Source organism: Legionella nagasakiensis (assembly GCF_900639915.1).
In the GTDB taxonomy this organism is placed as follows: Bacteria; Pseudomonadota; Gammaproteobacteria; order Legionellales; family Legionellaceae; genus Legionella_A; species Legionella_A nagasakiensis.
Map to the genome: position 1 here is coordinate 251,329 of NZ_CAAAID010000001.1, position 25,069 is coordinate 276,397.

The following is a 25,069-nucleotide window of genomic DNA, read 5'->3' on the forward strand; positions in this document are numbered from 1 at the left end:
TAATTAAGACATATTAAATATGCAAAATATAAATAAAAAACTTTGTTTCTCACCAACTGATCTAACCCTCTTTATGCGTAGCCCTTTTGCATCTTGGATGAATCGTTTCTCTTTAGAGTTTCCTGATAAAGCACCAAAAAAAGATTCAGATGATGAGTTAATGGGAGTTCTTCAAAATAAAGGGTTCCAGCATGAAAAAGCACAAGAAGAATTATTCAAATTTCGAGAGTTATTTGTTCAGAAAATAGAGGCAGATACAATCGGGTTAAAGCAGCAATTAACTTTAGAAGCCATGAAAAATGGCACAGACGTTATTGCTCAGGGTTATTTGGAAAATCAACAGTTTTTTGGATATGCAGACTTTCTAGTTAAGGCGCCTGGCGAAAGTAAATTTGGTGATTATCATTACGAAGTCTGGGATGCAAAATTATCACACAAAGCAAAACCTGAATTTATTATTCAGCTATGTTGTTATGCTGAAATGCTAGAAGCCATTCAAGGTAGGCGACCTGATAATATTATTATTGTCCTCGGAAATGGTAAAAATGAAGCATTTAAAGTTGATGATTATTTCTATTATTACCTCTCATTAAAAGAAAGTTTTTTGTTGAGCCAAGAACAATTTGATTATCGAAATATACCAGATCCCGCAGATTCAAAGGAATGGGGCTGCTGGTCGAGTTATGCAGAAAAGCTTTTGATTGAAAGGGATCATTTATTTCAGATTGCTAATATTACAAAAAGCCAGATTAAAAAATTAAATAAAGCTGGTATTCAAACAATGCAGCAACTAATTGATATAAAGCTAAATCGTATACCTGGTATTAATTCTGATGTTTTAGAGCGTCTCAAAGCGCAGGCTACTATACAAAAAGAAAGTATAGGAAAAGAAAGGCCGCAATATAAAATTATTGCACCGGCACCCAATGAAAAATCAGGACTTGCGTTGTTGCCACCACATTCGCCACTCGATGTTTTTTTTGATATTGAGGGATACCCTTTAGAAGAGGGTGGTTTGGAATATTTGTGGGGTTGCACCTATTTTGATGAGAAGGGTAATCGATGCTTTAAAGATTATTGGGCGCATAATGAGGTGCAAGAAAAAGAGGCTTTTAAACAGTTTATTGAATGGGTTTATGCAAGATGGCAACGTGATCCAATGATGCATATTTATCATTTTGCCAATTATGAAATAGCTGCGTGTCGTAAATTAATGGGGCGCTATGGTATATGTGAGTATGAGCTTGATCAGCTATTGCGAAATGAAGTTTTTGTTGATCTATATAAAATCGTGAAGGGCAGCCTTTTGCTGGGCGAACCAAGGTATTCTATAAAAAACGTCGAGCATCTTTACCGTGATAAACGTGAAACCGAAGTTGGGACTGGTGGTGATTCAGTTGTATTTTATGAACAGTGGCGAGACCTGCACTCGCGTGATGAACAAGGTGAGACTTGGGAAACCTCTAACATATTAAAGAATATTCGTGATTATAACATTGATGATTGTAATTCAACTCAGGAGTTGGTTGCTTGGCTGAGAGAACAGCAGAAAACTAATTGTATTCTTTATCTAGGTAAAACAGAAATAGTAGAACCTGAACCAAAAGAAGAAATAACCCAATGCATTGAATTACGAGACCGCTTGTTAACCAAGGCAAGGCAGAGATTATCTGACGATCCAGAGTATGCAGCATTAACAGAAAATTTAGCTTGGATGTTGGAATTTCACCGCCGAGAGTTAAAGCCACTTTTCTGGCGTTTATTTGATAGATTAGGTTTGAGCGAGGAAGAATTATTTGATGATTTAGACTGCTTGGCATTTTGCAAGAGAACCGAGAGAGCGCCATTTAAGCCAACACCAAGAGCAAAAAATTTAGCTTATGAATATCAATTTGATCCCATGCAAGAATTTAAAGGGGCAGCTGATTATTTTTATTTATTAGGGTTAGAAGACGAAAATGGCAAAAATGCTAAGGTGAAATTTTGTAGTGAAGAGAGCAGTTTAGAAAATGGGATAATTGTATTACAAGCTAGAGAAGAGCCCCCAACTTTAATTACTTTAATTCCCGATGAATATATTAATCCAGACCCTATTCCACAGGCCATTTATCAAATAGTTTCTGATTATGACAACGACCGAGTGGGTAATTGCGCTATTTTAGATTTTTTAAGACGCTCAAAACCTCGTATTAAAAACCATTGTGGTGGTGCTATAGCTCCGAGTCATGATCCAAATATAAAGCTGCAACAGACAATTCAAGCTGTAAGAAATTTAGATTATAGTTATTTAACTATACAAGGACCACCAGGGGCGGGGAAAACGCATACTGCAAAACATATCATAGCAGATCTTATTAAAACTGGCGCGAAGATTGGTATAGCAAGTAATAGTCACAAAGCCATCAACCATTTATTGTTAAAAACAAAAGAATATTGTTTTGAGCAAAGCATTAATGGGATTTTTGCTTGTACCAGAGATACGGATTCTAACTTGCAGGCAATAAATATATCTATTTTAAAAAATAGTGACCTTGTTAATAATATAGCGGCATCCTGCGTTATAGGCACTACTACATGGGGATTTGCCAGGGATGATATGTTGGATAAACTTGATTATTTATTTATAGATGAAGCAGGGCAGGTTTCAGTGGCTAATCTGGTTGCTATGAGCCGCTCTGCTAAGAATTTAGTGATTATGGGTGATCAAATGCAATTAGGACAGCCATCACAAGGCACACATCCTGGTGAAAGCGGTCTTTCTATTTTAGATTATTTATTACATGAAACACCTACGATTGCCGATGATATGGGAGTATTTTTAGGAACCACTTATCGAATGCATTCAGCAGTCAATCAGTTTATCAGTAAATTTATATATGATAATAACCTTGAGCCACATCCTGATAATGATGTGCGTGTTGTTAAAGTACCTGATGGTTACCAAGGAAAATTAAACAAAGAGGCTGGCTTAATCTTTGTTCCTGTGGAGCATGAAGGTAATACCTACGCTTCAGATGAGGAAGTCAGTGAAATAAATCTATTAGCTCAAGAATTAATTGGCAGGACATTTATAGAAAAGCTGGGAGAAACTCGTAAAATTAGTTGGAATGATATATTGTTTGTTGCTCCATATAATTATCAAGTTAATAAACTCAAGCAAGCTCTTGGTGAGCAGGCACGTGTTGGCAGCGTTGATAAATTCCAAGGGCAAGAGGCACCCATTGTATTTTTGAGTATGTGTACCAGCGATGCGAATGAATCACCTAGAGGGATTGATTTTCTCTTCGATAAGCATCGAATTAACGTTGCCATTTCAAGAGCTCAAAGTTTAGCAATAGTAGTTGGCAATCCCCAGCTCTGTACTATTACAGTAAATAGGGTTAAACAGCTCAAGTTGGTTAATTTATTTAATGCTCTTGTAAATCAATCAGAATCATAAGCCCTAACCACGTCATCCTTCTAAAGAGGTTATACACCCATGCATTAATTTCTTTAAGTCATAATTTTTTTCCAATAACAAATACCTTGCTAGATCATGATCTCTATGTTCAGTCGCCATTACAAATATATATTTTTTGTCATTGAATTTACTAACAATCGATACACCATTATAAAGCCCAAACGCGGCACGGCCAGACATGGTTCGTTTTTCATGCTTATTCATAAAACTGGCTTGATTCCATGGGAGTATTGAAATGTTTGAATTTTCTACAATTCTTTTTAATGGATCATTTTCGATTAATTTTTCTTCATAATAGAAATCCATCCAATCTTCATGGGTGCAGAATCGGTAGGATTTGCTTTTTGAAGTTTGATCTGAGACTAGATAATAGAAATAATCACACCCCAAGGCATTTAGTGGTCGTAATTGTTTGTTGAAAAGAAGTTCTTGTTTTTCATCGAAGGGAAGGAAAATCCTTTTGTGTACATCATGTATCATAACAAATCCTTAGAGCTACAGCTTAAATCTATTTAATGCTAAAATAATGTACGACACAATGAAGTGAATGTAAATGACAAATCTGGCTAGGATATCCGTTTTTATCAGTACCGCTATTGAAGTTTTTGATTTAAGTATCTTTGCTTTTCTTATTCCAGTTTTATCTTTCGTATTTTTCTCATCCCATTCACAAAATTCAGCGATAAATTTTACCATTTTGGCTTATGTAGTAAGCTATGCAGTGAAACCCTTTTCTGGAATGGTTTTTGGGTATCTGTCCGATAGTTATGGTCGTAAGCAGGTACTGTCAGTTACTACTTTGTTGATGACCGTTTCCACAGCGGTTATTGGTTTATTGCCCACCAGCTTACCTGACATCGATTTATGGGTAGTGTTATTTAGTTGCCGGATTATTCAGGGGCTATCAATATCAGGAGAGTTTTCTAATGGTTTAATATTGGCTGTTGAACAAGGGAAAGATCGCCCGGCATTTTCTGGCAGTATGGCATTTATGGGTGGAATTCTTGGATTGTTGCTGGCAAATTTATCGGTTTTTATATTACTAAACCTTTTACCTTATGAGCAGATGATTCAATATGGCTGGCGTATACCATTTTTAATTAGTGCTATTATTTGGTTGGCACTCTACCAGATTAGAAGGTTTATTAATGAGCCATTTGCGCAGAGGATGAATGATACTAAACATTTTTCATCTTTGGTAAAAAAATATAGAAAGGAGCTGGTTATTTGTTTTGTAGCTGCAAGTTTATCTGCTTCTGCTTTCTATATGACCTTTGTTTATATGCCAACTCTTTTATCTTCAGTGATTCAAAATCAGACTCACCATAAATCTGTATGGGTGACGTTGATTGCTTTGTCAGTTTATTTCATCTGTTTGCCCCTGTTTGGTTCTTTGGCCGATCGGGTAGGTATTACTAAGCAAATTACTGCTGCTTCAGCATTGTACCTTTTATTTTCCTATGTCTGTTTTGACTATATTAGCCATTTTAACTATGTCGTTATATTTTGTAGTTTGATATTACTGGCTTTGATTCAATCATTATATAATTCGGCTTTGCCTGCATTTATGGTTTCTTTGTTTCCCGCCATTCATCGAGGTAAGGCTTTAGCAATATCTTATAATACCAGCCTATCAATTTTTGGTGGTTTAATGCCCTATGTTATATTAAGCCATAAAAGTTTTATGAATCCGGGAATTGTTATTAGTATTTGTGCGATATTAACATTGGTTGTATTACGTTTTGTGAGGGAGTAAACATGGTTGTATATGAAGTGAATCTATCTATTGATAATGAAATATATAGAGATTATAAGGATTGGTTAGACGAGCATATTCTTGAAATGCTTAAATTTCCCGGTTTTTTGAATGCTACAGTGATGCACCAATCAATGGATGGTGATAGCTCAGATAATCAAAAACATTTAACTGTTCAATATCAACTTGAAAGTGCCGAGGATTTGCAAAATTATTTTGAGGAACACGCGCCAAAAATGAGAGGGGATGGGATGAATCGATTTAAGGGGAGATTTACAGCCACTCGCCGAACTTTTGAAGTTGAAGCTGTTATCACTGCTGTTAATGAATACGTAAATCGCGTATAAATTTATTGATAAATACTTATATTTGGTATATATTGGTGTTGTTTTATGATGTTACACCAAAATATACGGAGGTATTTATTGTGGAGAAGAGAGTCTTTAAAGAAGCTGAAGCTGCTAATTATATATGCATGAGCCGTTCTTTTCTTTCTCAAGACAGGGTAAATGGAACCTTAGCAAATAGAACTCCAGGCCCTAAATATATTAAAATCGGACGATCAATACGCTATTTGAAGGATGACCTTGATTCATGGCTGGAACAGCACAGAAAGTGTGGTTAGTGCCGATAAAGTATCTACTGATTGAGTTAGCGCAATAATGCTTTTGCGCTAACCCATACAATTTATTCGATTGTTATATTTTTAAATTGCTTAGGTAAATGTTCTTTTAATAGAGCATCTATCTTACGTGCATAAGGCTCATATGCTGAAGGGCGTCTAGGATAAATTCTATCATTGACCCAGTGTTGTTCAGGCCAGTTATCCGTAGTTAATATACATTCTTTAGCAAAATCTTTTATATTAAATTTTTCTTCAATTTTAATGCAACCTCTAATAAAAATATCGACATATGATTGTGTAATGGGAAACTCACGGCTAGGTTGATCATTCTGTGTTGATTTTGGATAGTAAATCCATACCTGTTTTTTTTCAGGAATATTTTTTGTATATATTTTAATTTGTTCGGCGCGTAACTCTTTCCTACAATAAACAGTTTCTCTAGTGTCATATAGCTCTATTTCTTTGGGATCACTGATTCTATAAATTACGCCGTTAAATGTCCCTTTTTTGTTTTCATTTAAAGACAAAAAAGTTGCATTGAATCCTGGCAAATTACCGTGTGCACACCAACTTCTTTTAAAGCCTTTAATTAAAACAGGAATGTTTTCATAAGCTATTGAGTCTGTAGTCTTTTTAGATTGCTCATCAATCAAACTTCCATAACCAGCAATATATTGGGGTAATCTTGGGTTTATTTTGGGATGGCATGTATCTGAGGCTGCTTTTATCTGAGGGGAAACTATCAACATTAAGCTAATGTAAATTGATTTTAATATCTTACACATGATTCCAGATATATTCTTTTTTCAATAAAACACATTCAATTTGCACCCTGTGTGCACCCTGTAATTGAATTTTGGTTTTGTAAAAATGCTTATAATCCTTTATTTATATGGTCGGAGTGACAGGAATTGAACCTGCGACCCCTGCCTCCCGAAGGCAGTGCTCTACCAGGCTGAGCTACACTCCGTTTTAAATCTGATCTTAATGATCGCGTTGAATGGCATATCGGGCGAGATCGGCAAGGGCTTCTTTATACACCGAATCTGGGATCACTTGCAAGGCAGAGAGTGCTTTATCTACTTCTGCTGCCGCAACACGGCGAGTGTAGTCTATGGCACCAGTTGCTTCAATAGCTTCCAATATTTCGGGTAAATATTGCAGTGTGCCTTGTTTTAAACTTTCCTTAATTTTATCCTGTCTGTTGGTTTTGTCATGCTTTAGGACATGAATCAAAGGTAACGTGGCTTTACCGTCGGCCAGATCGTCACCGATGTTTTTTCCCAGTGTTTTTACATCTGCACAATAATCCAAGGCATCATCGATCAATTGGAAAGCATTCCCCAAATGAAGGCCATAAGTATACAACCCATTATATATTTCCTCATTTGAATGGCTAATGAGTGCACCAAGTGAGGCGGACGCTGCAAACAGCAGTGATGTTTTGGAGCGAATGATATCAAAGTATTCTTCTATGGTGAGTGTGTGATTGTGTCGGTTCGCCAATTGTTTGATTTCGCCACAGCTGATTTGATGGGAGATATCGGTCAATAAACGCATGATATTCAGATCACCAACACTGATCATCAGCTGCATGTATTGGATAAACAAATAGTCGCCGACTAAAATACTGGCCTTACTGCCCCATATTTCATTAGCGGTCTCCTGGCCTCGTCGTAGTGTGGACTCATCAATGACATCATCATGTAATAGTGTTGCCGTATGAAAAAATTCGATCATTGCGGCAAGATTGATGTGATCTCGGCCTTGATACCCACAAGCGTGAGCGGCCAGAAGGACCAGCAACGGTCTTAATCGTTTGCCCCCACTTTGCACAATATGGTGAGTTAAGTTATCAATTAAAGAAATTTCAGACTGAATTTTTTTAATGATTAAGGCATTGACCTCATCAAAGTCTTCAGTCACCAGCATGCGCAAACGGCGAATCGCCATTGGTATTTCCTAAAGTAAACAATGCAAGAATCCTAAGCGTCGTCTACTTCAATGTCAAGATTGCTTTCCTAGATAATGGGCAAAATCATACTTTGATTGCATTTGGTGTCGTTCGCATGGGCGGACATCCGTGTTCACATTTAACTTAGGGCCAGATATTAGCGTGGCATTTTTATTGGTAATCTATAAAGGTTATGTATTTCCGTAACTCCCCACCCCGTTATCCCGAGCGTAGCGAGGGATCTCCTGTCGGGTGGTACAATTTTTAAAGAATCGATTGATATAAATCGTTCCACTCTGGGTTGAATGCATTAATCAAATCATGCTTCTTTTTTCGTGACCAACCCTTGATTTGTTTTTCTCGTTCAAGAGCAACAACGATACTTCCACAGGCTTCATAGTAAACAAGTCTATCCACGTTGTATTTTTTGGTGAATCCAGCTACCAGTTTGTTTTTGTGTTCATAGACACGACGTATCAAATCATTGGTAACGCCAGTATACAAAACATTATTGTGCTTGTTAGCCAAAAGGTAAACGTATGATTCCGTTTGCATGTTTTTATTCCCTGTTCGATTGGACTTTATGTTGTCTAGCTTCCTGACAACAGGGGAATCGTACCAGAAAAGATAGACTCGATGGAATTGATAATACTCAATTCCTGCTTTCGCAGCGTACTAATAAATCCTCTGATGCGGGCAAAGTATTCAGCACCCATCGACGTTCTAAATCCACCAGATATTTTCTGTTTGCATTTGACCATGCGTAGGTCGCGTTCAGCATCGTTATTTGTAAAGGGTACTCTTGGATCATACAAAAAGCGCAAGACTTCTTCACGGTGATTGCTTAAACGAAGAAGTCTTGCGCTTTGATGACACATGGTAATAAGTGCAGTCAGATGTCGATAGCGTATGCATCCATTGTGTTTTTCCACTCACACGAAAACCTGTTTCATCCAAATTTTTCACGGGCGCTTCTTTAGCAAATGTCAAGACCTGCGTTTCAAAAGCTTCCAATTGCTCATAAGCCATTTTGTTAAATGTAGCAATAGAAGCTGTCGCTATAGGGAGGTTATACATATCCATAAACAACTGCTGCATTCGGTCTTCCAATATCAGGTGCTGATTTTGATAGTACACAACTTAAGAACGGACTCTGTTGCCATATTGGGTATACGCTTTTACCTCTGGGGGAAAAGAAGCGGACTTGCTTTTGACAGCAAGTGCAAAACTTCATTTCCGCGCGATGCTCTGTCACTTCAACTTGCACAGCTGGCAAATCAAAAACTTGTCGTTTGACAATGCCTTTGGCGACTTCTTGCACCAAAGATCGACCACAGTCAGGGCATTGCTCTAACTCATGTGTAACAACATGATTCGGATGGACTACCTGTTTGAGTGTTGTGCCTCGATGGCCTTTTTGACCGCCACTTGGGTGTTTGCCTTGCTCCCTCAACGAGCTCGTACGAGAAGGTTTCTTTAGCCCATCACTTGATGGCGGTTTTGAGCTGTTGCTGCTGTCCTTATTCAGGCGCTTCTTCAACTCTGCTATCTCGGCTGCTTGTTGTGCCACTATCTTCTCCAGTTCCGCAATCTTGGCTAATAGCGTGCTAATCATTTGTGCGTAATCTTTCATGCAGCTATTTGATCATAACCACATCATTTTTCAAGTGTTTTTCATTATTTTTATTTTATACGTGCCACTCAGCAGAAGATCCCTCACCCTCGCTGCGCTCGGGTTCAGGATGACGGGGTTGGGAGTTACGTATTTCCTATGAATTGAAAAATAAATGATCATGAAATTTAATAAGGATTATTTGTTTTATTCATAAGAAAACTACCTAACTTCCGTGAAAATAATGATGTTTTTTTGATGTTTTTTATGAGGTCATTTCAAATCGATCTTGGCCGATGAAAGGAATTAATTTTATTCACTAAAAATAGGTTGACGTTTTGCAGGATATTTCTTAATAATGGAATTATCATGGGCCGAATAGTGAGTGAACATCATGCTTTGCGAATTATTTTCCTGGGTAAATAGCCGTGATGGTTCTATGGAGGCTATTCATGGGGTGGTTGCTCGTGATGCGTTTAGGGCGGAGCAAGCGCTTGCACTGGCGAAAAGACGAGAATTAGTGGCGAAGTTACGGGTATTAAGGTATGAAAGCCCATCCGATTCAACTGCTATTGCTGAAGCGCTTAGGCAAATAGAAATTCATGAATCTTTTTTGGTTTTTATTCGATTTTGTGAAAGGAAACTGGAAACGCATGACACTTATTCTCTTATCCAATTGGGTTTAGAATACGTTCTTTCCTTGGAGGCAGATGCCTTAATTGATGTCCAGAAAAACGAACAATGTGCGCGGCTTTTTCAAGCGTTTTTGGTGCATGAAAAAGAGCGTGCTTGTGCTTTTTATGAGGAAAACAAACCACGGCTAAATAAAGTAATACATGAGATCATGGCGGTTGAACGTGTAAAAGCGTTTTTGGCTGATTTATCAGACGCTTTAATGCATCAAAGAGAGCCAAAAGGTGTTGCCCATTTGTTTAAAGGTTATATCGATGATACGGAAAAGTTAGCGGCTTCAGTGCTATGGCTTGTCCAGCGTGGGGTTTCGGCTGAAGACATCATCAAAACCGGCTTGCTGCACGATTTTATGCTGTATCATTTAAGTTATTTGCATGATTCAGACAGCCCTGTATCACATTTATATGCGTTATTGAATCACTTTCCTGAAGCAAGAACGTTGATTGAAGAGGCGGCTAAGGTTCGCTGTGAAGACAGAGGATTTCAACGGTATGCATTAACTGGTGTGCTCTCTGAAGAAGAATTAGAAAGCGTTGAGTCTCAAATGTGTCCGGCTGAATTTACGGCAGCTTCAGAAAATTTTACGGTACTTTATCGATTGTTTGAAGAGCCTTTTCTGTATACGGCATTAGCATGGTACGCCAAGACGAATGATGAAGTTTGTGCTGCTTTTTTGCGAGAAACCTTAAATCAAACTTTTCATCCAGAGCAATTATCAACGTTAATTAATGGCATTGCCTCAATAAGTTCGCCAGAATTATTAGAAAAATTAGCGTCACTTCTTGAGGATGAAACGCTTGAGCGTTTGGTGTCTTTGCAGCATGGTTCTGTCTTCCATTTGGTTGCTTATAAGCCTTCACTATGTCATAAGATAAGCACAATAGACATCAGGGATTATCTGCAAAAAATGCCTGCAGGGGCTTCTTCATTTGAAAGCATTTCCCAGTTGATGGCTTTATTTGCAGTGTTTCGTAACATACATAGCTCTGCAGCTGTCCCGGTATTTGAAGCAATCATCGACAAGCTCCTGTTGCATCCAGAATTTATGGATGATTATGAATTGGTCATGGAATTAAGAAAATTTGCGAAAAAAAATACGATCATTGCTGATAAACTATCTCGCTTGGAAGCACTGCTTGATGAATGCATTGCAGTGCAGACTCTTACTGCGCCTTTTATGAAAGAACAGTATTACGCCATTGAAGATACCTGGTATAGTGTAGCCAGACAAATCACTTCTCTAAGAGAAATATTGCCGCTGCCTAGCCATTACCCGCATGATAAATATGCTTTGCAAGCCTATGTTGCCAAAGTATTTTGGGCCCGGCATCCTGGAGAGTTTGTTTTAAGTGATTTCATTCAAGCGTTTGAGATAGAGCCTTCCTTAGAAGCCGATGAGATTAATGCCTATGAGCGTATTCTTATCGAAATCATGACGACTGTTGATGATGCGGCTCTTCGGGCCGACGTCATCAGGATATTAGCCGGCAAATACACAGACAATGAATGGATAAGTCAAAATTATGGCGGGGTAAGTCTATTTAACCGGGTTATCAGGCAAGGTAATGTTGGATGTCTTGCCTGGCTTATTGAGGTAGGACACATAGAGCCCAGTCGATTTGCTGTAAGAAGCATTGTGGTTCAGGCAGTGGAGTGTGCTCAGTGGAATGTGGTTGAATTTTTTTGCCGCACTATGCCTGAAACACTTGACCGCCACACGATTAAAAAATTATTTAAACAAGCGGCTGAATATGGTGAATTGGGGTGTGTACAACTTATTCATGAAAAAGCCTCTCGTCTTCTTGATAAAAGATCGATTGAGCAGGCATTTAAAGAAGCCGTTGGCAATGGCCATTTGTCAGTCGTGCAGTTTTTATGTGGTTTGGAACGCAGTGAAGCACCCTGTGATGCTGTCCAGGTTAAAGGATTTAAGCAGGCTCTGGCATCGAACCAATTAGCTATGACGCACTATCTTGCCAGCATGCCTGAAAATAGATTGATGCAGCAGGAAGTCGAGCTTGCTTTAATCGAGTTTTCTGGTAAGAACGACGTGGTAACAGTGAGGTCTCTTTGCAGTTTAACAGAACATGCGCCACGGCAGGTCGCCATAGAAAGAGCATGCGAAAAAGCGGCATCTCAAGGAAGTTACGATGCCTTGGTTTATCTTTGTGGTTTGCCGGAAAACGCGCCAAGACTGCGAACGGTCGAAAATGCTTTGCGATTGGCCGGTGGCAAAGGGCAGGTAAGGGAAGTGGATGCTTTATGTCATTTGCCTCTTAATCCACCGCGCCTTTGTGCAATTGAACAAGTGTTTATAGGGGCAGCGAACACAAATGATCAGGAAATGGTTCGTTACTTTTGTTCACAAGAGGCATTACTAAGCCGCAAAGCGGTAGACTTAGGTTTACAAGCCGCTGCCAAGGCAGGCCATCTTGCCATTGTGCAAGACATCTATCGTTTAACACCAAGTGCTAAAGCCGTACGTTACGCCCTTCATAAGGCTTCCTCCGCCGGTCATGGTGCGATTGTTGAGTTTCTTCGTCATCCAGTAGTATCCATTACGGCTCCTCGTAGTGAAACGAAGCCAGTCATTGCGGCTCCACGAACGCCACAAAGTGCAGGGACGGGATTAGCCACGTTTGGATTATTTTCTCCCGAGGCGTCATTACGACGGGTGATGAGCTATGGTTGTGAGCTGTCGCGTCTTAAGACAGAATCGCCTCGTACTCCTACTGTTTTTGCCTAATAAATATCTTGTTTGCTGCTTGAGCACTTCTGTGGGATAATTTTTTTCTTTGTATCTCCTACACGGGTAAACTTATGGAAGACAATAAACACAAAGCACTTAATGCTGCTCTCGCTCAAATAGAACGTCAATTTGGTAAGGGCTCGGTTATGCGTATGGGTGATAGTATGGCTGTGCGTGATATTGAGGCCATTTCAACAGGGTCGCTTGGTTTGGATATTGCACTTGGGATTGGTGGCTTGCCCAAAGGGCGTATTGTTGAAATTTATGGACCAGAATCTTCAGGTAAAACCACACTGACTCTGCAAGTGATTGCCGAATGCCAAAAAAGTGGTGGTACGGCGGCATTTATCGATGCGGAACATGCGTTGGATCCAAGTTATGCTGAAAAACTGGGCGTCAAAGTCGATGAATTGCTTATTTCTCAACCAGATACTGGTGAACAGGCGCTTGAAATCACGGATATGCTGGTGCGTTCTGCTGCTGTGGATGTGGTGATTATTGACTCGGTTGCGGCATTAACTCCAAAAGCCGAGATTGAGGGAGAGATGGGCGATGCGCATGTTGGGTTGCAAGCGCGTTTGATGTCCCAGGCATTACGTAAATTAACGGCAAACATTAAGCGCTCAAATACATTGGTCATTTTTATTAATCAGATCCGTATGAAAATTGGGGTGATGTTTGGCAATCCGGAAACAACCACCGGCGGCAACGCGCTTAAGTTTTATGCATCCGTCCGTCTTGATATAAGACGAACAGGGGCAATTAAAAAAGGTGAAGAAATATTGGGCAATGAGACGCAAGTTAAAGTGGTTAAAAACAAAGTTGCCCCTCCATTTAAAAGGGCAGAATTTGATATTCTTTATAATGAAGGTATTTCCCGGGAAAGTGAAATTATTCATCTTGCGACAGAATTAGGACTGATAGATAAATCAGGCGCTTGGTATAGCTATAAGCAAGAAAAAATTGGTCAAGGTAAAGAAAATGTACGTCAGTACTTAAAGGACAACCCCCAACTTGCCGCGCAATTGGAGCAACAAATAAGAGCTGAATTGTTGAATAAAAAACTCGCTGCAGTCAAGGAGCCGGTTGATATACTTGATGAATAAAGCATTGTCTTCTGCACTTCGTCTTTTAACCAGGCGCGAACATAGTGTGTATGAGCTTGCTTGTAAGCTCACGCAAAAAGGGTATGCAAGTTCTGAGATAGAAGCAGCTATTGCAGAATGTCAGCGCCTTGGCTTGCAGAGTGATGAGCGTTTTGTCGAAACAATTTGCCGTACGCGAATTCGGCAGGGGTATGGACCATTAAGAATACAGCAGGAATTGCGAAGTTTGCGGATTGAGGAAACCTTGATCAATACCGTCCTGCAGCAGAAGCAAGATCATTGGTTGGCTCATGCGATTGCAGTCAAGAAAAAGAAATATAAAAATCAAGGTGAATTGACGTTTAAACAAATGCAAAAACAAAAACAATTTTTACTGTATCGTGGTTTTTCTGCAGATATTATTGCGATGGTTTTTAATGAAACTATGATTGAATGACAACTATTTAGTTGATGAAGAAAATAAGGATGCCATACTCCGCCTATATGGAGTATCCAGACTGTCTCAGTAATGTATAAAATGATTAATGTGAAGTTGTAAACATGAAAAGCTCAGAAATAAGACAAGCATTTTTTGATTATTTTGCTAAAAATGGTCATCAGATTGTTGAATCCAGTTCATTAGTGCCTGCGAACGATCCAACCCTATTATTCACCAATGCCGGAATGGTGCAATTTAAGGAAACCTTTTTGGGGCTTGAATCACGTCCTTACAGCCGTGCAGTCAGTGCACAGCGTTGTGTACGTGCAGGTGGTAAGCATAATGATTTGGAGAATGTAGGTTATACAGCGAGACATCACACTTTTTTTGAAATGCTGGGTAACTTCAGTTTTGGTGATTATTTTAAACGGGAAGCGATTGCTTTTGCCTGGGAGTTTTTGACGACGGTATTAAATTTACCTGCTGAGCGTTTATGGGTAACGGTTTTTGAGGATGATGATGAGGCCGCAGATATTTGGTTAAAAGACATCGGGGTTTCTCCCAAGCGATTTTCACGTTGCGGCGAGAAAGATAACTTTTGGTCCATGGGAGATACTGGTCCTTGTGGTCCTTGTACGGAAATTTTCTATGATCATGGCGAAGAGATAGCTGGTGGACCACCAGGAAGCCCGGATGCAGACGGTGATCGATACATTGAAATCTGGAATCTTGTTTTTATGCAATATAATCGTGATAAAGAGGGTCATCTGCATCCACTTCCCACACCTTCTGTCGATACGGGCATGGGGCTTGAACGTATTGCAGCGGTTGTGCAAGGAGTCCATAATAATTATCACATAGACAGTTTCCAACATTTAATCCGTGCCATAGCAGACCTTTCTGATATCAAGGACATGGAACATCCATCTTTGAAAGTGATTGCTGATCATATTCGTGCTTGTGCGTTTCTAATAGCGGATGGTGTGATGCCTGGTAATGAGGGGCGGGGTTATGTTTTGCGGCGCATTATCCGGCGAGCGGTGCGTCATGGAAATAAGCTTAGGCTGCCGATTCCATTTTTTTACAATCTAGTTACCCCTTTGATTGACGTGATGGGGGAGGCTTATCCTGAGCTTGTGGCCAATAAAGTACAGATTGAGCGTATTTTGAAACAAGAAGAAAATCAATTTGCCCGCACGCTTGAACAAGGATTGCAATTGTTACAGGAGCAAATTCAATCGTTGTCTGGTAAGGAAATACCTGGAGAAGCTGCATTCAAACTGTATGATACTTATGGTTTTCCAGTGGATTTAACGGCTGATATTGCGCGTGAACATGATTTACAGGTCGATATGCAGGGATTTGAGCATTGCATGCAGCAACAACGCGCGCAATCCCAATCAGCCAGTCATTTTCAGGCCGATTATTCTGTACCGGTTGAATTGATTGATGTTTCGGTTTTTCAAGGCTATGAGCGTGATACGTTGCAAAGTAACGTCGTGGCCTTGCTTGTTGATAATCAGAAAGTCAAGCAATTGACTCCTGGCGTAAAAGCTGCTGTGGTGTTGCAAGAGACGCCTTTTTATGCAGAAAGTGGTGGGCAGGTCGGTGATCGTGGTCAGTTACTCGCGCCAGAGATGGTTTTTCGGGTCAATGATACGCAACGTCTTGGACAGGCCATTGTCCACTACGGTGAATTGCTTTCAGGTGAATTAACTCTTGGGCAAACGGTAACTGCTCAGATAGATGCTGCAAGACGGGATGCGATCCGTTTGAATCATACGGCAACTCATTTATTACACGCTGCTTTAAAAATCGTGGTGGGGGAACATGTACAGCAAAAGGGATCGTTGGTAGATGCAGAGCGAGCTCGCTTTGATTTTTCTCATTTTGAGGCACTGTCTTCCTCTCAGATAGAGCAATTGGAAATCCTGGTGAATGATAAGATACGTGCCAATCATGAAGTGATAACCGATGTGATGAGTCTGGGTGAGGCAAAGCAATCTGGCGCGGTAGCGCTCTTTGGTGAAAAATACAATGAAGAAGTCAGAGTATTGTCGGTGGATCGTTTTTCAAAAGAATTATGCGGAGGCACGCACGCCAGAAGAACCGGCGATATCGGATTATTCAAGATTACGGCTGAGTATGGGATAGCGAGCGGTGTCAGGCGCATTGAAATGGTGACAGGCGCTTATGCGTTGCAATGGGTCAATCAACAACTAGGATTGTTGCAAGAGGCGGCAGAGAAGTTGAAAACGACCGCAAGCAGCGTAACCGAGAAATTATCACAATTTTTACAAGACAGTAAGCAGCAGGAAAAGGAATTGGAACGTTTGCAAGCAAAGCTTGCAGCACAATCTGGCAACGCCTTATTGAATGAAGTGAAAAAAGTGGGCCATATCAATTTATTGATCAAGAAACTAGATAGCATAGATGGTCAAGGACTCAGGACAACTCTGGATCAATTAAAAGCCAATCTCGATACCGCGGTTATCGTGTTATATACGATAGATCAGGAAAAAATAAGCGTGGTGGCAGGTATCAGCAAATCTATTTTGGGTACGGTGCCCACAGCGGCTGAATTAGTGCGCCATTTGTGCGGTAAAGGAGGGGGGCGTGATGATATGGCTCAAGGCGGAGGTATGGTCCCTAAAGATTTGGATGCCAAGATTGAGCATATTCCTGCCATGATTACCAGCGGGAAATCCTAACTTGCTTTATCGACAAAACCCTTAAATTAAATTCTGATTTGCCGATAATAAAGTAAGAACTTATTTTGACGAGGCGCTGACATGGCATTGCTTGTGCAAAAATTTGGGGGAACATCGGTTGCCACGCAGGCACATATCAATCATGCCGCTGATATAGTAGCCAAGGCAAAACATGCTGGACATGATGTCGTGGTTGTTGTTTCAGCAATGAGCGGTGAAACTGATAAATTAATTGGTCTTGCTCATCAAATGAGTGAGAGCCCTGAACCACGAGAATACGCTGCTCTGATTGCTACCGGTGAACAAGTGTCTATGACCTTAATGGCAATGGCATTAATCAATCGTGGTATTTCGGCGCGCTCTTATACCGGAGGGCAAGCACGAATACAGACCTGCAGTCAATTTAAAAAAGCACGTATTCACGCCATTGATACACAACCCATACTTGAAGACCTTAAACAGGGAAGAGTGGTTGTCATTGCAGGATTTCAAGGGGTAGATAAAGAGGGCAATATTACCACATTGGGAAGAGGTGGTTCGGATACGACGGCCGTTGCCATTGCTGCTGCCCTAAAGGCGGATGAATGTCAGATTTATACAGATGTAGATGGTGTGTATACCACCGATCCGCGGGTGGTTCCCGATGCAAGACGCCTTGAACAAGTGACGTTTGAGGAAATGCTGGAATTATCCAGTTTAGGCGCCAAAGTGTTGCAAATTCGTTCTGTAGAATTTGCCGGAAAATACAATATTCCTCTACGGGTTTTATCGTCTGCGAAAGAAGGCCCAGGAACGCTAATTACCACCTATCAACAAGAACGACGCATGGAGTCTTATTCTGTGACCGGCATTGCCTTTAGTCGTAATGAGGCCAAAATTTCTCTATTGGGTGTGCCGGATTCTCCAGGAATCGCTTCTGTAATTCTTAATGAAATCAGCAGCATAGGTGTAAATGTAGATATGATTCTGCAACATTTGTCTGCGGATAACAAAACGGATTTTACGTTTACAGTGCATCGGGATGAATACCAGGTGACGTTACAGCAATTGTGTAAAATAGCAAAAAACATGAAGGCAAGAGAGGTGATTGGTGTTGAGAAACTTGCCAAATTATCTTTGGTTGGTGCTGGTTTGAAAAGTCACCCGGAAGTGGCACCCATGATGTTTAAAACATTGGCAGAGAATGGGATTAATATTCAACTGATCACGACCTCGGAAATCAAAATATCGGTGGTGATTGATGAAACTTTGCTGGATGAAGGTGTTCGGGCTTTGCATCATGCGTTTCATTTGGAAAAAGAGGTAGTCGATGAATCGCGGCAACAAGCGGTTGATGCGCAGCTACCTTCTGTAAAAGTACTATACTAAGTAATGAATAAATAGGGATATTGCCATGAACGACCTCTTGAATCTATTTGCCATCATCATTGTTTTTGGTGTTGTTTTGGGATTGATTAATGCATTTCTTCCCATGGCGCGCGCCATTAAAAGTCTATTAAATATTTTGGTTTTGATTGTATTAGTCTTATATATACTGCAATTTTTTGAAATCATTCCAACGATTATACCTATGTTCAGAGTGATTCGCTGATTTGGTGTCAAAGGGGATGTTTTGTAAAGAGCTTGACGAATCCATCTTTTTGACGAATTGGCTTACTTGCCCATTAGGATCACAACTTCCTAAGAGCTATTAAATCGTTATACTGTCACTATTTAATCAATAGACAATTGCTTTTGGTGGAATTCATGTTTTTCATAAGAGCGATTATGAAAGATTGACTATACTTAACGTAAGACACTGTTATCAGTTTATCATGTCTAACATGATGTTACTGTGATTCACATGGAAGATTTAATCATGAAACGAATTCTATGGTTGCCTTTTTTCTTTTCCTTCTCAGGCGTGCTGCAGGCTGCCGATATACCTACCATTGATATTGGCGCTGAGCAATATAACCAAGACATGTGCGTTGAACGTTATGCAAATGAATGCATCAATACCATTTGTCTGACTTCAGAAGAGCGTGATTGTCAGGATCAATGTCGGACAGATGCGGTAGATAAGTGCGAAGAACAAATGGAAGAATAAAGCTCTTTCGAAACGCTAAGAGTATGTCATATGTTGAAACTTGTGCTTTAATCAAAGTAAAGAACAAGACTTTGATAAGTTAAACCATAGCATTGACGAGCATTCAATCCCATTATAAATTGAACTAATAAAAATAAGGAGAACGTCGTGGATGATGCTTTGGCTTCAGACGGCAAAGTGGAAAAGAAAACGCAGGAAGCATTAATAAAAACTCATGCATACATGGTTAAGCGCATTGCCCATCATTTGCTGGGAAGGTTACCACCTTCAATTCAATTAGATGACTTATTGCAGGCAGGTATGTTAGGGCTTTTGGAGGCGGCGTTGCATTATGATGAAGGAAAGGGGGCGTCTTTCGAAACGTACGCAAGCATCCGTATTCGCGGTCATATGCTTGATGAAGTAAGACGTAATGACTGGGTGCCACGTTCAGTCTATCGTAATGCGCGTATGATTGCTTCTGCTGTGCGTGAGGTTGAGAACCGATTGGGTAGGGATGCTAAAGATCATGAAGTGGCCGAAGAGCTGGGAATCAGTCTGGAAGAATATCATGAAATATTGAATGATTCTGCTGGTGGTCATTTGTATACCTTTGAGGATTTGGGCGTTACCGATGATGTATTGAGGGACGAAGCAGACGGTCGTTCAACAGAACCGCATGTTAGTGCCTTACAAGCTGATAGAACGTCACAATTATCACAAATTATTGATAGCTTGCCCAAAAAGGAGCAATTGGTCTTGTCCTTATATTATGAACAAGATTTAAATTTGAAAGAAATTGGTGAAGTGCTGGGCGTTAGTGAATCACGAGTTTCGCAAATTCATTCTCAAGCCACGCACCGTATTAAATCACGTTTACCTGAACTGTAAGGAAGCGTATTGTTTTGTGCGACAAATCGCAATGTATGATTTTAAAAATTAATGATAAAACAATGGGATCAATGCGCTGCCTCTTAAGGAAAGGATTCTCTGTCTACCGGTTCTGAATTTTCCATTCATTCTCATCTTCATGAGGTATATTTTCAAAGTGTTCCTTCAACGCATTTAGCGGTTGGTTACCGGTAATATCATCCCTATAGTTTGCAATGAATTGTTTTCCGAACGCATTACTCTGATAACACAAGTCTGGGTTTTCATGTTCAATGGCTTTTGCAAAAATCTCCGCTACTTCTGCTCCCATTTGGAATGGGGTATTTGTTTGATACCATTGATAGGCCTGTTCCGTAAAATTTTTATAATACTTATTGATAATATCCGTTCTGGAGCCTTCAAATCGGGTTAATTCGGTAGCGATTGGACCTGCTTGGAAATTGATCACCTTTATATTCCATGGCGCAAGCTCTATTGCCAGAGATTCTTGCAGTCTTTCAAAAGCTGCCAACGCCGAAAAATAAACAGACACACCAGGGATACTGATTGGCATCGAAGTAAAGATTGAGGATGTGGTGGTTAATAATCCTCTGCGGCGTTCACGCATCACCGGTACAAAACCTCTGATTAAGGCTAATGGGCCAAATACTTTAGTTTGGTAAGTCGTTAAAATGTCTTCCTCAGTCGCGGCTTCCACTGGCCCAATCGCCACATTGGCTGCATTATTGACCAAGACATCAATATATTGATATTGCGATAAGACATTTTTTATAAACTGCTCAATTGAATCTTTTTGACAAAGATCTAAAACCCGGATATCTAAATTCTCAGCGTTAGGAACAGCGGATTTATTCAATTCTGAGCTTGTTGCATTCCGCACCGTGGCGATGACTTTGAATCCTCGTTTTAATAGCTCGCAAGTTAAATTGTAACCAACGCCTGATTTTTTTGAACATCCGGTAATGACCGCAATTCTATTATCCATAATCTTTTGTGCCTTTAAGAGTAAAAAATCAATTCTATGGCCAGAATAGGCCTTTCCTTGTAGAATATTGCCCTAATTAATGATCATTAAGGCTGATTACTTATGTTAGAAGTAAATCAAATTAATATTACCCTGACTGATTTGGAAAAGCGAATTGAAGCGCTTCGGGGGTATCTTTGACTTCGATAAAAAGCGTGAACGTTTGGAAGAAGTGGAACGTGAGCTGGAATCTCCGAGCATATGGGAGAATCCTGAAGAAGCGCAAGCATTAGGACGTGAGCGTGCACAGCTGGAAGGAGTAGTGCATCAATTACAAGCTTTAAGCCAAACTATTTCTGATTTATTGGAATTGTTTGAATTGGCGCGTGCTGAGGAAGATGAACAGGCCATACACGATGTCGCGGAAGAAATGACCATCATTGCGCGACAAGTGGAAACACTCGAATTTCGTCGTATGTTTTCTGGTAAAATGGATAATGCTAATGCCTTTCTTGATATTCAATCTGGTTCTGGTGGCACTGAAGCTCAGGATTGGGCCGAAATGTTACTCAGGATGTATTTACGCTGGGGAGAGCAGCACGGTTTTAACACAGAATTGGTAGAATGTTCTGCCGGCGAGGTTGCTGGCATTAAAAGCGCCACCATTCATTTTACCGGTGAATTTGCCTATGGTTGGTTGCGTACTGAAACTGGTGTGCATCGTCTTGTAAGAAAATCGCCATTCGATTCAGGTAATCGCCGCCATACCTCTTTTGCGGCGGTGTTTGTCTCACCAGAAGTGGATGATGACATTGATATTGAGATTAATCCCGCTGATTTACGTATTGACACGTATCGTGCGTCGGGCGCTGGTGGTCAGCACGTAAACCGGACAGATTCAGCTGTGCGCATTACCCACGAGCCAAGTGGCATTGTGGTGCAATGTCAGACCGATCGTAGTCAGCATAAGAATAAAGATCAAGCAATGAAGCAATTGCGTGCTAAGCTGTATGAAATGGAAATGCAAAAGAAAAATGCCGCACAACAGGCTTTAGAGGCAACCAAATCGGATATCGGCTGGGGTTCCCAGATTCGATCGTATGTGCTGGATCAATCACGTATTAAAGATTTACGTACTGGTGTAGAAACAAGTAATACTCAGGCGGTTCTCGATGGCGATCTTGATCCTTTTATCGAAGCCAGTCTGAAAGCAGGAGTAGGGGCAGTATGATAGAAGAACACATTGATGAAAGTGAAGTTTACCAAATTCGCAAGAAAAAATTAGCCGAATTACGTGAACAAGGGTTTAATTTTCCTAATCAGTTTAAACGTCAGCATTTAGCACAGGATTTAATGAGGCAATACGGTGAAATCGCCAAGGAGGAAATGGCTGAAAAAGGGATTAAAGTCGTTATTGCTGGTCGTATTGTATTGCGTCGCATTATGGGTAAAGCCAGTTTTTTTCATATACAAGATGTTTCCGGACGGCTGCAAGCTTACCTGCGGCAAAATGATTTACCGGACGTTTATGAGCAATTCAAACATTGGGATTTAGGTGATATCGTTGGGATTAGGGGCGAGTTATTTAAAACCAATACAGGCGAGTTAACGGTTCATGCTGAGCATGTTGAACTATTGACCAAATCATTGCGGCCATTGCCTGATAAGTTTCATGGTCTTGCGGATCAAGAAATGCGTTATCGTAAACGTTATGTGGATTTGATTGCCAATGAAGAGAGTCGTAACGTTTTTTTAACCCGCTCGCATTTAATCCATGTCTGTCGTCAATTCATGGATCGCCACCAATTTCTTGAAGTGGAAACACCGATGATGCATCCCATACCAGGCGGGGCTTTAGCTCGTCCTTTTATTACGCATCATAATACGTTGGCGATGCAGATGTTTTTACGTATCGCTCCAGAGTTGTATTTAAAACGATTGGTGGTTGGTGGTTTTGAGCGAGTGTATGAAATTAATCGTAATTTCCGTAATGAAGGGATTTCGACACGTCATAACCCAGAATTTACCATGATGGAATTTTATGAAGCGTATGCGACGTATCATGATCTGATGGATTTTACCGAAGAATTAATGCGTTTTCTCTGTGATGAAGTGGCTGCCAGTCGTCAGATTGATTATCAGGGGCAATTGATTGATTTTTCTAAGCCCTTTGTCCGTATGAGCATTAAGGAGGCTGTCTTAAAATTTCATCCGCAATTACATGCCGCACAACTGGAAAATATTGAAGAATGTCGGGCGTTGTTGGATGGGTTTGGTTTTGGCTATAAAAAAACGGACGGTTTAGGAAAATTGCAAATGATTTTATTCGAAGAAACCGTTGAACATCAGTTGATTCAACCAACGTTTATCACGGAATACCCCACGGAAGTATCTCCTTTAGCACGTTGCAATGAGATAAATCCCGAGGTTACTGATCGCTTTGAATTTTTTATTGCCGGCCGTGAAATTGCGAATGGTTTTTCAGAACTTAATGATCCAGATGACCAAGCGGCTCGTTTTCAAAAGCAGGTTGAGGAAAAAGAGGCGGGTGATTTGGAAGCCATGCATTATGACAGTGATTATATTGAAGCGCTGGAATATGGAATGCCACCAACCGCGGGTGAGGGCATTGGGATTGATCGTTTGGTGATGTTATTTACGGATTCACCTTCCATTCGCGACGTGATCTTGTTTCCCCATTTACGCATAAGCGTTTGATTTTTAGTAGCAACCGGGTTGTCGAAGTATTCTTCGGCTGCAAGCAGCGGGGCTACAATGGTGATTAACTCCCAGTCCGGTAGCCTGGATAGTGCGAAGCAATATCCGGGAAGAATCTCCAACAAAACCTGGTTACCGCTGGCGCGTTAACCAGGCTACAATTCATCCGATCTGTAATCTGGATAGTGTGCGAAGCAATATCCGGGGATTACCCACAACAGAGCTTAATTATCCTCGTCATCCCAGCTTAAGGTGCCACCAGCTTGATACTCGATGACTCGAGTTTCAAAGAAGTTCTTCTCTTTTTTCAAATCCATCATCTCGCTCATCCAGGGGAATGGATTTTCTGCACCGGGATACTGTTCTGGTAAGCCAATTTGATTTAAACGACGATTGGCAATGAAGTGCAAATATTCTTCAAACATGCCGGCATTCATTCCCAGGATACCATGCGGCATCGTGTCTTTGGCGTATTGATATTCCAATTCAACACCTTCTTTAATCATTTGAATCATTTCTTCTTTAAATTGCGGCGTCCATAAATGTGGATTTTCAATTTTAATTTGATTAATCACATCAATACCGAAATTCATATGCATGGATTCGTCACGCAGAATATACTGGAACTGTTCCGAGGTTCCGACCATCTTGTTGCGTCGGCCCATGGACAGAATCTGAGTGAAGCCGACGTAGAAGAAAATACCCTCAAAAACGACGTAAAAGGCAATCAAGTCCCGCAATAAGCGTTGATCGTTTTCAGGTGTACCCGTATGGAAATTCGGATCGCTTAAACTTTGGGTAAATGGTAATGCCCAAGCGGCTTTGGTCGCCACGGACGGAATTTCACGATACATATTGAATACTTCGGCTTCATCCAAACCTAAGCTTTCAATCACGTATTGATAGGCGTGTGTATGTAGTGCTTCTTCAAACGCCTGGCGCAAGAGATATTGCCGACATTCAGGATTAGTGATGTGGCGGTAAACGGCTAACACCAGGTTGTTGGCAACCAAGGAATCCGCCGTTGAGAAAAAACCCAGGTTGCGTTTCACAATGAGACGTTCATCTGCGGATAAACCATTTGGATCGTTCCATAAGGCCAGATCAGCACTCATGCTGATTTCATTGGGCATCCAATGGTTAGCACACCCCGTCAGGTATTTTTCCCAAGCCCATGTGTATTTGAACGGCACTAATTGATTTAAATCAGCCCGACAATTGATGATTTGTTTATCATCAACATGGATTCGACCAGCCCCCATTTCGAGGGTTTCCAGGCCAGTTGCACCAAGTGGTTTCGCAGCTTTTGATTGTTGTAATTGTTCGCTGGTCATCGATTTCTCC

22 protein-coding genes and 1 tRNA gene are annotated in these 25,069 nt (G+C 40.6%); 13 read left to right on the top strand and 10 right to left on the bottom strand.

Features of this window, described 5'->3' with window-relative positions:
* The first annotated feature begins 19 nt into the window (after positions 1-19).
* Positions 20-3,439 carry a TM0106 family RecB-like putative nuclease gene (locus E1O52_RS01165; protein ID WP_133126880.1) on the top strand — a complete coding sequence of 1,140 codons (3,420 nt, stop codon included), beginning with the start codon at positions 20-22 and terminating at the stop codon, positions 3,437-3,439.
* 12 nt (positions 3,440-3,451) lie between these two features.
* On the opposite strand, the gene E1O52_RS01170 is transcribed toward E1O52_RS01165, so the two are convergent.
* Positions 3,452-3,940, bottom strand: a complete 489-nt coding sequence (locus tag E1O52_RS01170; RefSeq protein WP_129827362.1) for an autoinducer binding domain-containing protein — start codon at positions 3,938-3,940, stop codon at positions 3,452-3,454.
* Between the two features lie 73 nt (positions 3,941-4,013).
* On the opposite strand from E1O52_RS01170, the gene E1O52_RS01175 reads away from it, so the two are divergent.
* On the top strand, positions 4,014-5,216 hold the full coding sequence (locus E1O52_RS01175; protein WP_133126881.1) for an MFS transporter: 1,203 nt from the start codon (positions 4,014-4,016) through the stop codon (positions 5,214-5,216).
* A gap of 2 nt (positions 5,217-5,218) precedes the next feature.
* Positions 5,219-5,563, top strand: a complete 345-nt coding sequence (locus E1O52_RS01180) for a DUF4286 family protein (RefSeq protein WP_011945714.1) — start codon at positions 5,219-5,221, stop codon at positions 5,561-5,563.
* Positions 5,564-5,903: 340 nt separating this feature from the next.
* Here E1O52_RS01180 and E1O52_RS01190 read toward each other — a convergent pair whose 3' ends face one another.
* The 7 genes from E1O52_RS01190 to E1O52_RS01220 form a co-directional block, all read right to left on the bottom strand.
* A complete protein-coding gene (locus tag E1O52_RS01190) occupies positions 5,904-6,626 on the bottom strand; it encodes a gamma-glutamylcyclotransferase family protein (RefSeq protein ID WP_133126882.1) in 723 nt (240 codons plus the stop codon).
* Positions 6,627-6,734: 108 nt separating this feature from the next.
* Positions 6,735-6,811, bottom strand: a tRNA-Pro gene (locus tag E1O52_RS01195).
* A gap of 14 nt (positions 6,812-6,825) precedes the next feature.
* On the bottom strand, positions 6,826-7,794 hold the full coding sequence (locus E1O52_RS01200) for a polyprenyl synthetase family protein (RefSeq protein WP_133126883.1): 969 nt from the start codon (positions 7,792-7,794) through the stop codon (positions 6,826-6,828).
* A gap of 265 nt (positions 7,795-8,059) precedes the next feature.
* Entirely contained in the window at positions 8,060-8,350 is a 291-nt protein-coding gene (locus E1O52_RS01205) for a GIY-YIG nuclease family protein (protein WP_133126884.1), read from the bottom strand.
* Between the two features lie 35 nt (positions 8,351-8,385).
* The gene (locus tag E1O52_RS01210) at positions 8,386-8,727 is read right to left on the bottom strand and encodes an IS66 family transposase (RefSeq protein ID WP_242602121.1); all 342 of its coding nucleotides are present in this window, start codon (positions 8,725-8,727) and stop codon (positions 8,386-8,388) included.
* Positions 8,627-8,893: an IS66 family transposase gene (locus E1O52_RS13445; protein WP_133126886.1), complete on the bottom strand. Its 267-nt coding sequence runs from the start codon at positions 8,891-8,893 to the stop codon at positions 8,627-8,629. The genes E1O52_RS01210 and E1O52_RS13445 overlap by 101 nt, the downstream gene beginning before the upstream one ends.
* A complete protein-coding gene (locus E1O52_RS01220) occupies positions 8,865-9,428 on the bottom strand; it encodes a DUF6444 domain-containing protein (RefSeq protein WP_133126887.1) in 564 nt (187 codons plus the stop codon). The genes E1O52_RS13445 and E1O52_RS01220 overlap by 29 nt, the downstream gene beginning before the upstream one ends.
* Positions 9,429-9,801: 373 nt before the next feature.
* Here E1O52_RS01220 and E1O52_RS01225 point away from each other — a divergent pair, with 373 nt between their 5' ends.
* The 8 genes from E1O52_RS01225 (at position 9,802) to E1O52_RS01260 (ending at position 20,043) form a co-directional block, all read left to right on the top strand.
* Positions 9,802-12,846: a hypothetical protein gene (locus tag E1O52_RS01225; RefSeq protein ID WP_133126888.1), complete on the top strand. Its 3,045-nt coding sequence runs from the start codon at positions 9,802-9,804 to the stop codon at positions 12,844-12,846.
* Between the two features lie 74 nt (positions 12,847-12,920).
* Positions 12,921-13,955 carry a recombinase RecA gene (gene recA, locus E1O52_RS01230; RefSeq protein WP_133126889.1) on the top strand — a complete coding sequence of 345 codons (1,035 nt, stop codon included), beginning with the start codon at positions 12,921-12,923 and terminating at the stop codon, positions 13,953-13,955.
* A complete protein-coding gene (gene recX / locus E1O52_RS01235; RefSeq protein WP_133126890.1) occupies positions 13,948-14,391 on the top strand; it encodes a recombination regulator RecX in 444 nt (147 codons plus the stop codon). Before recA ends, recX begins: the two co-directional genes overlap by 8 nt.
* Before the next feature lie 104 nt (positions 14,392-14,495).
* Positions 14,496-17,084 carry an alanine--tRNA ligase gene (alaS, locus tag E1O52_RS01240; RefSeq protein WP_133126891.1) on the top strand — a complete coding sequence of 863 codons (2,589 nt, stop codon included), beginning with the start codon at positions 14,496-14,498 and terminating at the stop codon, positions 17,082-17,084.
* 81 nt (positions 17,085-17,165) lie between these two features.
* Positions 17,166-18,452 carry an aspartate kinase gene (locus tag E1O52_RS01245; RefSeq protein ID WP_133126892.1) on the top strand — a complete coding sequence of 429 codons (1,287 nt, stop codon included), beginning with the start codon at positions 17,166-17,168 and terminating at the stop codon, positions 18,450-18,452.
* Between the two features lie 25 nt (positions 18,453-18,477).
* A complete protein-coding gene (locus E1O52_RS01250) occupies positions 18,478-18,675 on the top strand; it encodes a Thivi_2564 family membrane protein (RefSeq protein ID WP_133126893.1) in 198 nt (65 codons plus the stop codon).
* A gap of 267 nt (positions 18,676-18,942) precedes the next feature.
* On the top strand, positions 18,943-19,173 hold the full coding sequence (locus E1O52_RS01255; RefSeq protein WP_133126894.1) for a hypothetical protein: 231 nt from the start codon (positions 18,943-18,945) through the stop codon (positions 19,171-19,173).
* A gap of 147 nt (positions 19,174-19,320) precedes the next feature.
* Positions 19,321-20,043 carry an RNA polymerase sigma factor FliA gene (locus E1O52_RS01260; protein WP_242602122.1) on the top strand — a complete coding sequence of 241 codons (723 nt, stop codon included), beginning with the start codon at positions 19,321-19,323 and terminating at the stop codon, positions 20,041-20,043.
* Between the two features lie 103 nt (positions 20,044-20,146).
* On the opposite strand, the gene E1O52_RS01265 is transcribed toward E1O52_RS01260, so the two are convergent.
* Positions 20,147-21,028 (bottom strand): SDR family oxidoreductase, encoded by an 882-nt coding sequence (locus E1O52_RS01265; RefSeq protein ID WP_133126895.1) that lies wholly within the window; start codon positions 21,026-21,028, stop codon positions 20,147-20,149.
* 102 nt (positions 21,029-21,130) lie between these two features.
* Between E1O52_RS01265 and prfB the strand changes: the two genes are divergently transcribed.
* Both prfB and lysS read left to right on the top strand, forming a co-directional pair.
* A protein-coding gene (gene prfB, locus E1O52_RS01270; RefSeq protein WP_133126896.1) for a peptide chain release factor 2 occupies positions 21,131-22,238 on the top strand; the annotation gives its coding sequence in 2 pieces (ribosomal slippage) (positions 21,131-21,205 and positions 21,207-22,238; 1,107 coding nt in all).
* Complete coding sequence (gene lysS, locus E1O52_RS01275; RefSeq protein WP_133126897.1) at positions 22,235-23,725, top strand: lysine--tRNA ligase; 1,491 nt, start codon at positions 22,235-22,237, stop codon at positions 23,723-23,725. The genes prfB and lysS overlap by 4 nt, the downstream gene beginning before the upstream one ends.
* Before the next feature lie 224 nt (positions 23,726-23,949).
* On the opposite strand, the gene E1O52_RS01280 is transcribed toward lysS, so the two are convergent.
* Positions 23,950-25,059, bottom strand: coding sequence for a ribonucleotide-diphosphate reductase subunit beta (locus tag E1O52_RS01280; RefSeq protein WP_133126898.1), 1,110 nt, complete (start codon positions 25,057-25,059; stop codon positions 23,950-23,952).
* Positions 25,060-25,069: the final 10 nt, after the last annotated feature.

Coding starts and splice junctions, on each gene's coding strand:
- E1O52_RS01165 (WP_133126880.1), top strand. CDS start 20: ATGCAAAATATAAATAAAAAACTTTGTTTCTCACCAACTGATCTAACC.
- E1O52_RS01170 (WP_129827362.1), bottom strand. CDS start 3,940: ATGATACATGATGTACACAAAAGGATTTTCCTTCCCTTCGATGAAAAA.
- E1O52_RS01175 (WP_133126881.1), top strand. CDS start 4,014: ATGACAAATCTGGCTAGGATATCCGTTTTTATCAGTACCGCTATTGAA.
- E1O52_RS01180 (WP_011945714.1), top strand. CDS start 5,219: ATGGTTGTATATGAAGTGAATCTATCTATTGATAATGAAATATATAGA.
- E1O52_RS01190 (WP_133126882.1), bottom strand. CDS start 6,626: ATGTGTAAGATATTAAAATCAATTTACATTAGCTTAATGTTGATAGTT.
- E1O52_RS01200 (WP_133126883.1), bottom strand. CDS start 7,794: ATGGCGATTCGCCGTTTGCGCATGCTGGTGACTGAAGACTTTGATGAG.
- E1O52_RS01205 (WP_133126884.1), bottom strand. CDS start 8,350: ATGCAAACGGAATCATACGTTTACCTTTTGGCTAACAAGCACAATAAT.
- E1O52_RS13445 (WP_133126886.1), bottom strand. CDS start 8,893: ATGCAGCAGTTGTTTATGGATATGTATAACCTCCCTATAGCGACAGCT.
- E1O52_RS01220 (WP_133126887.1), bottom strand. CDS start 9,428: ATGAAAGATTACGCACAAATGATTAGCACGCTATTAGCCAAGATTGCG.
- E1O52_RS01225 (WP_133126888.1), top strand. CDS start 9,802: ATGCTTTGCGAATTATTTTCCTGGGTAAATAGCCGTGATGGTTCTATG.
- recA (WP_133126889.1), top strand. CDS start 12,921: ATGGAAGACAATAAACACAAAGCACTTAATGCTGCTCTCGCTCAAATA.
- recX (WP_133126890.1), top strand. CDS start 13,948: ATGAATAAAGCATTGTCTTCTGCACTTCGTCTTTTAACCAGGCGCGAA.
- alaS (WP_133126891.1), top strand. CDS start 14,496: ATGAAAAGCTCAGAAATAAGACAAGCATTTTTTGATTATTTTGCTAAA.
- E1O52_RS01245 (WP_133126892.1), top strand. CDS start 17,166: ATGGCATTGCTTGTGCAAAAATTTGGGGGAACATCGGTTGCCACGCAG.
- E1O52_RS01250 (WP_133126893.1), top strand. CDS start 18,478: ATGAACGACCTCTTGAATCTATTTGCCATCATCATTGTTTTTGGTGTT.
- E1O52_RS01255 (WP_133126894.1), top strand. CDS start 18,943: ATGAAACGAATTCTATGGTTGCCTTTTTTCTTTTCCTTCTCAGGCGTG.
- E1O52_RS01265 (WP_133126895.1), bottom strand. CDS start 21,028: ATGGATAATAGAATTGCGGTCATTACCGGATGTTCAAAAAAATCAGGC.
- lysS (WP_133126897.1), top strand. CDS start 22,235: ATGATAGAAGAACACATTGATGAAAGTGAAGTTTACCAAATTCGCAAG.
- E1O52_RS01280 (WP_133126898.1), bottom strand. CDS start 25,059: ATGACCAGCGAACAATTACAACAATCAAAAGCTGCGAAACCACTTGGT.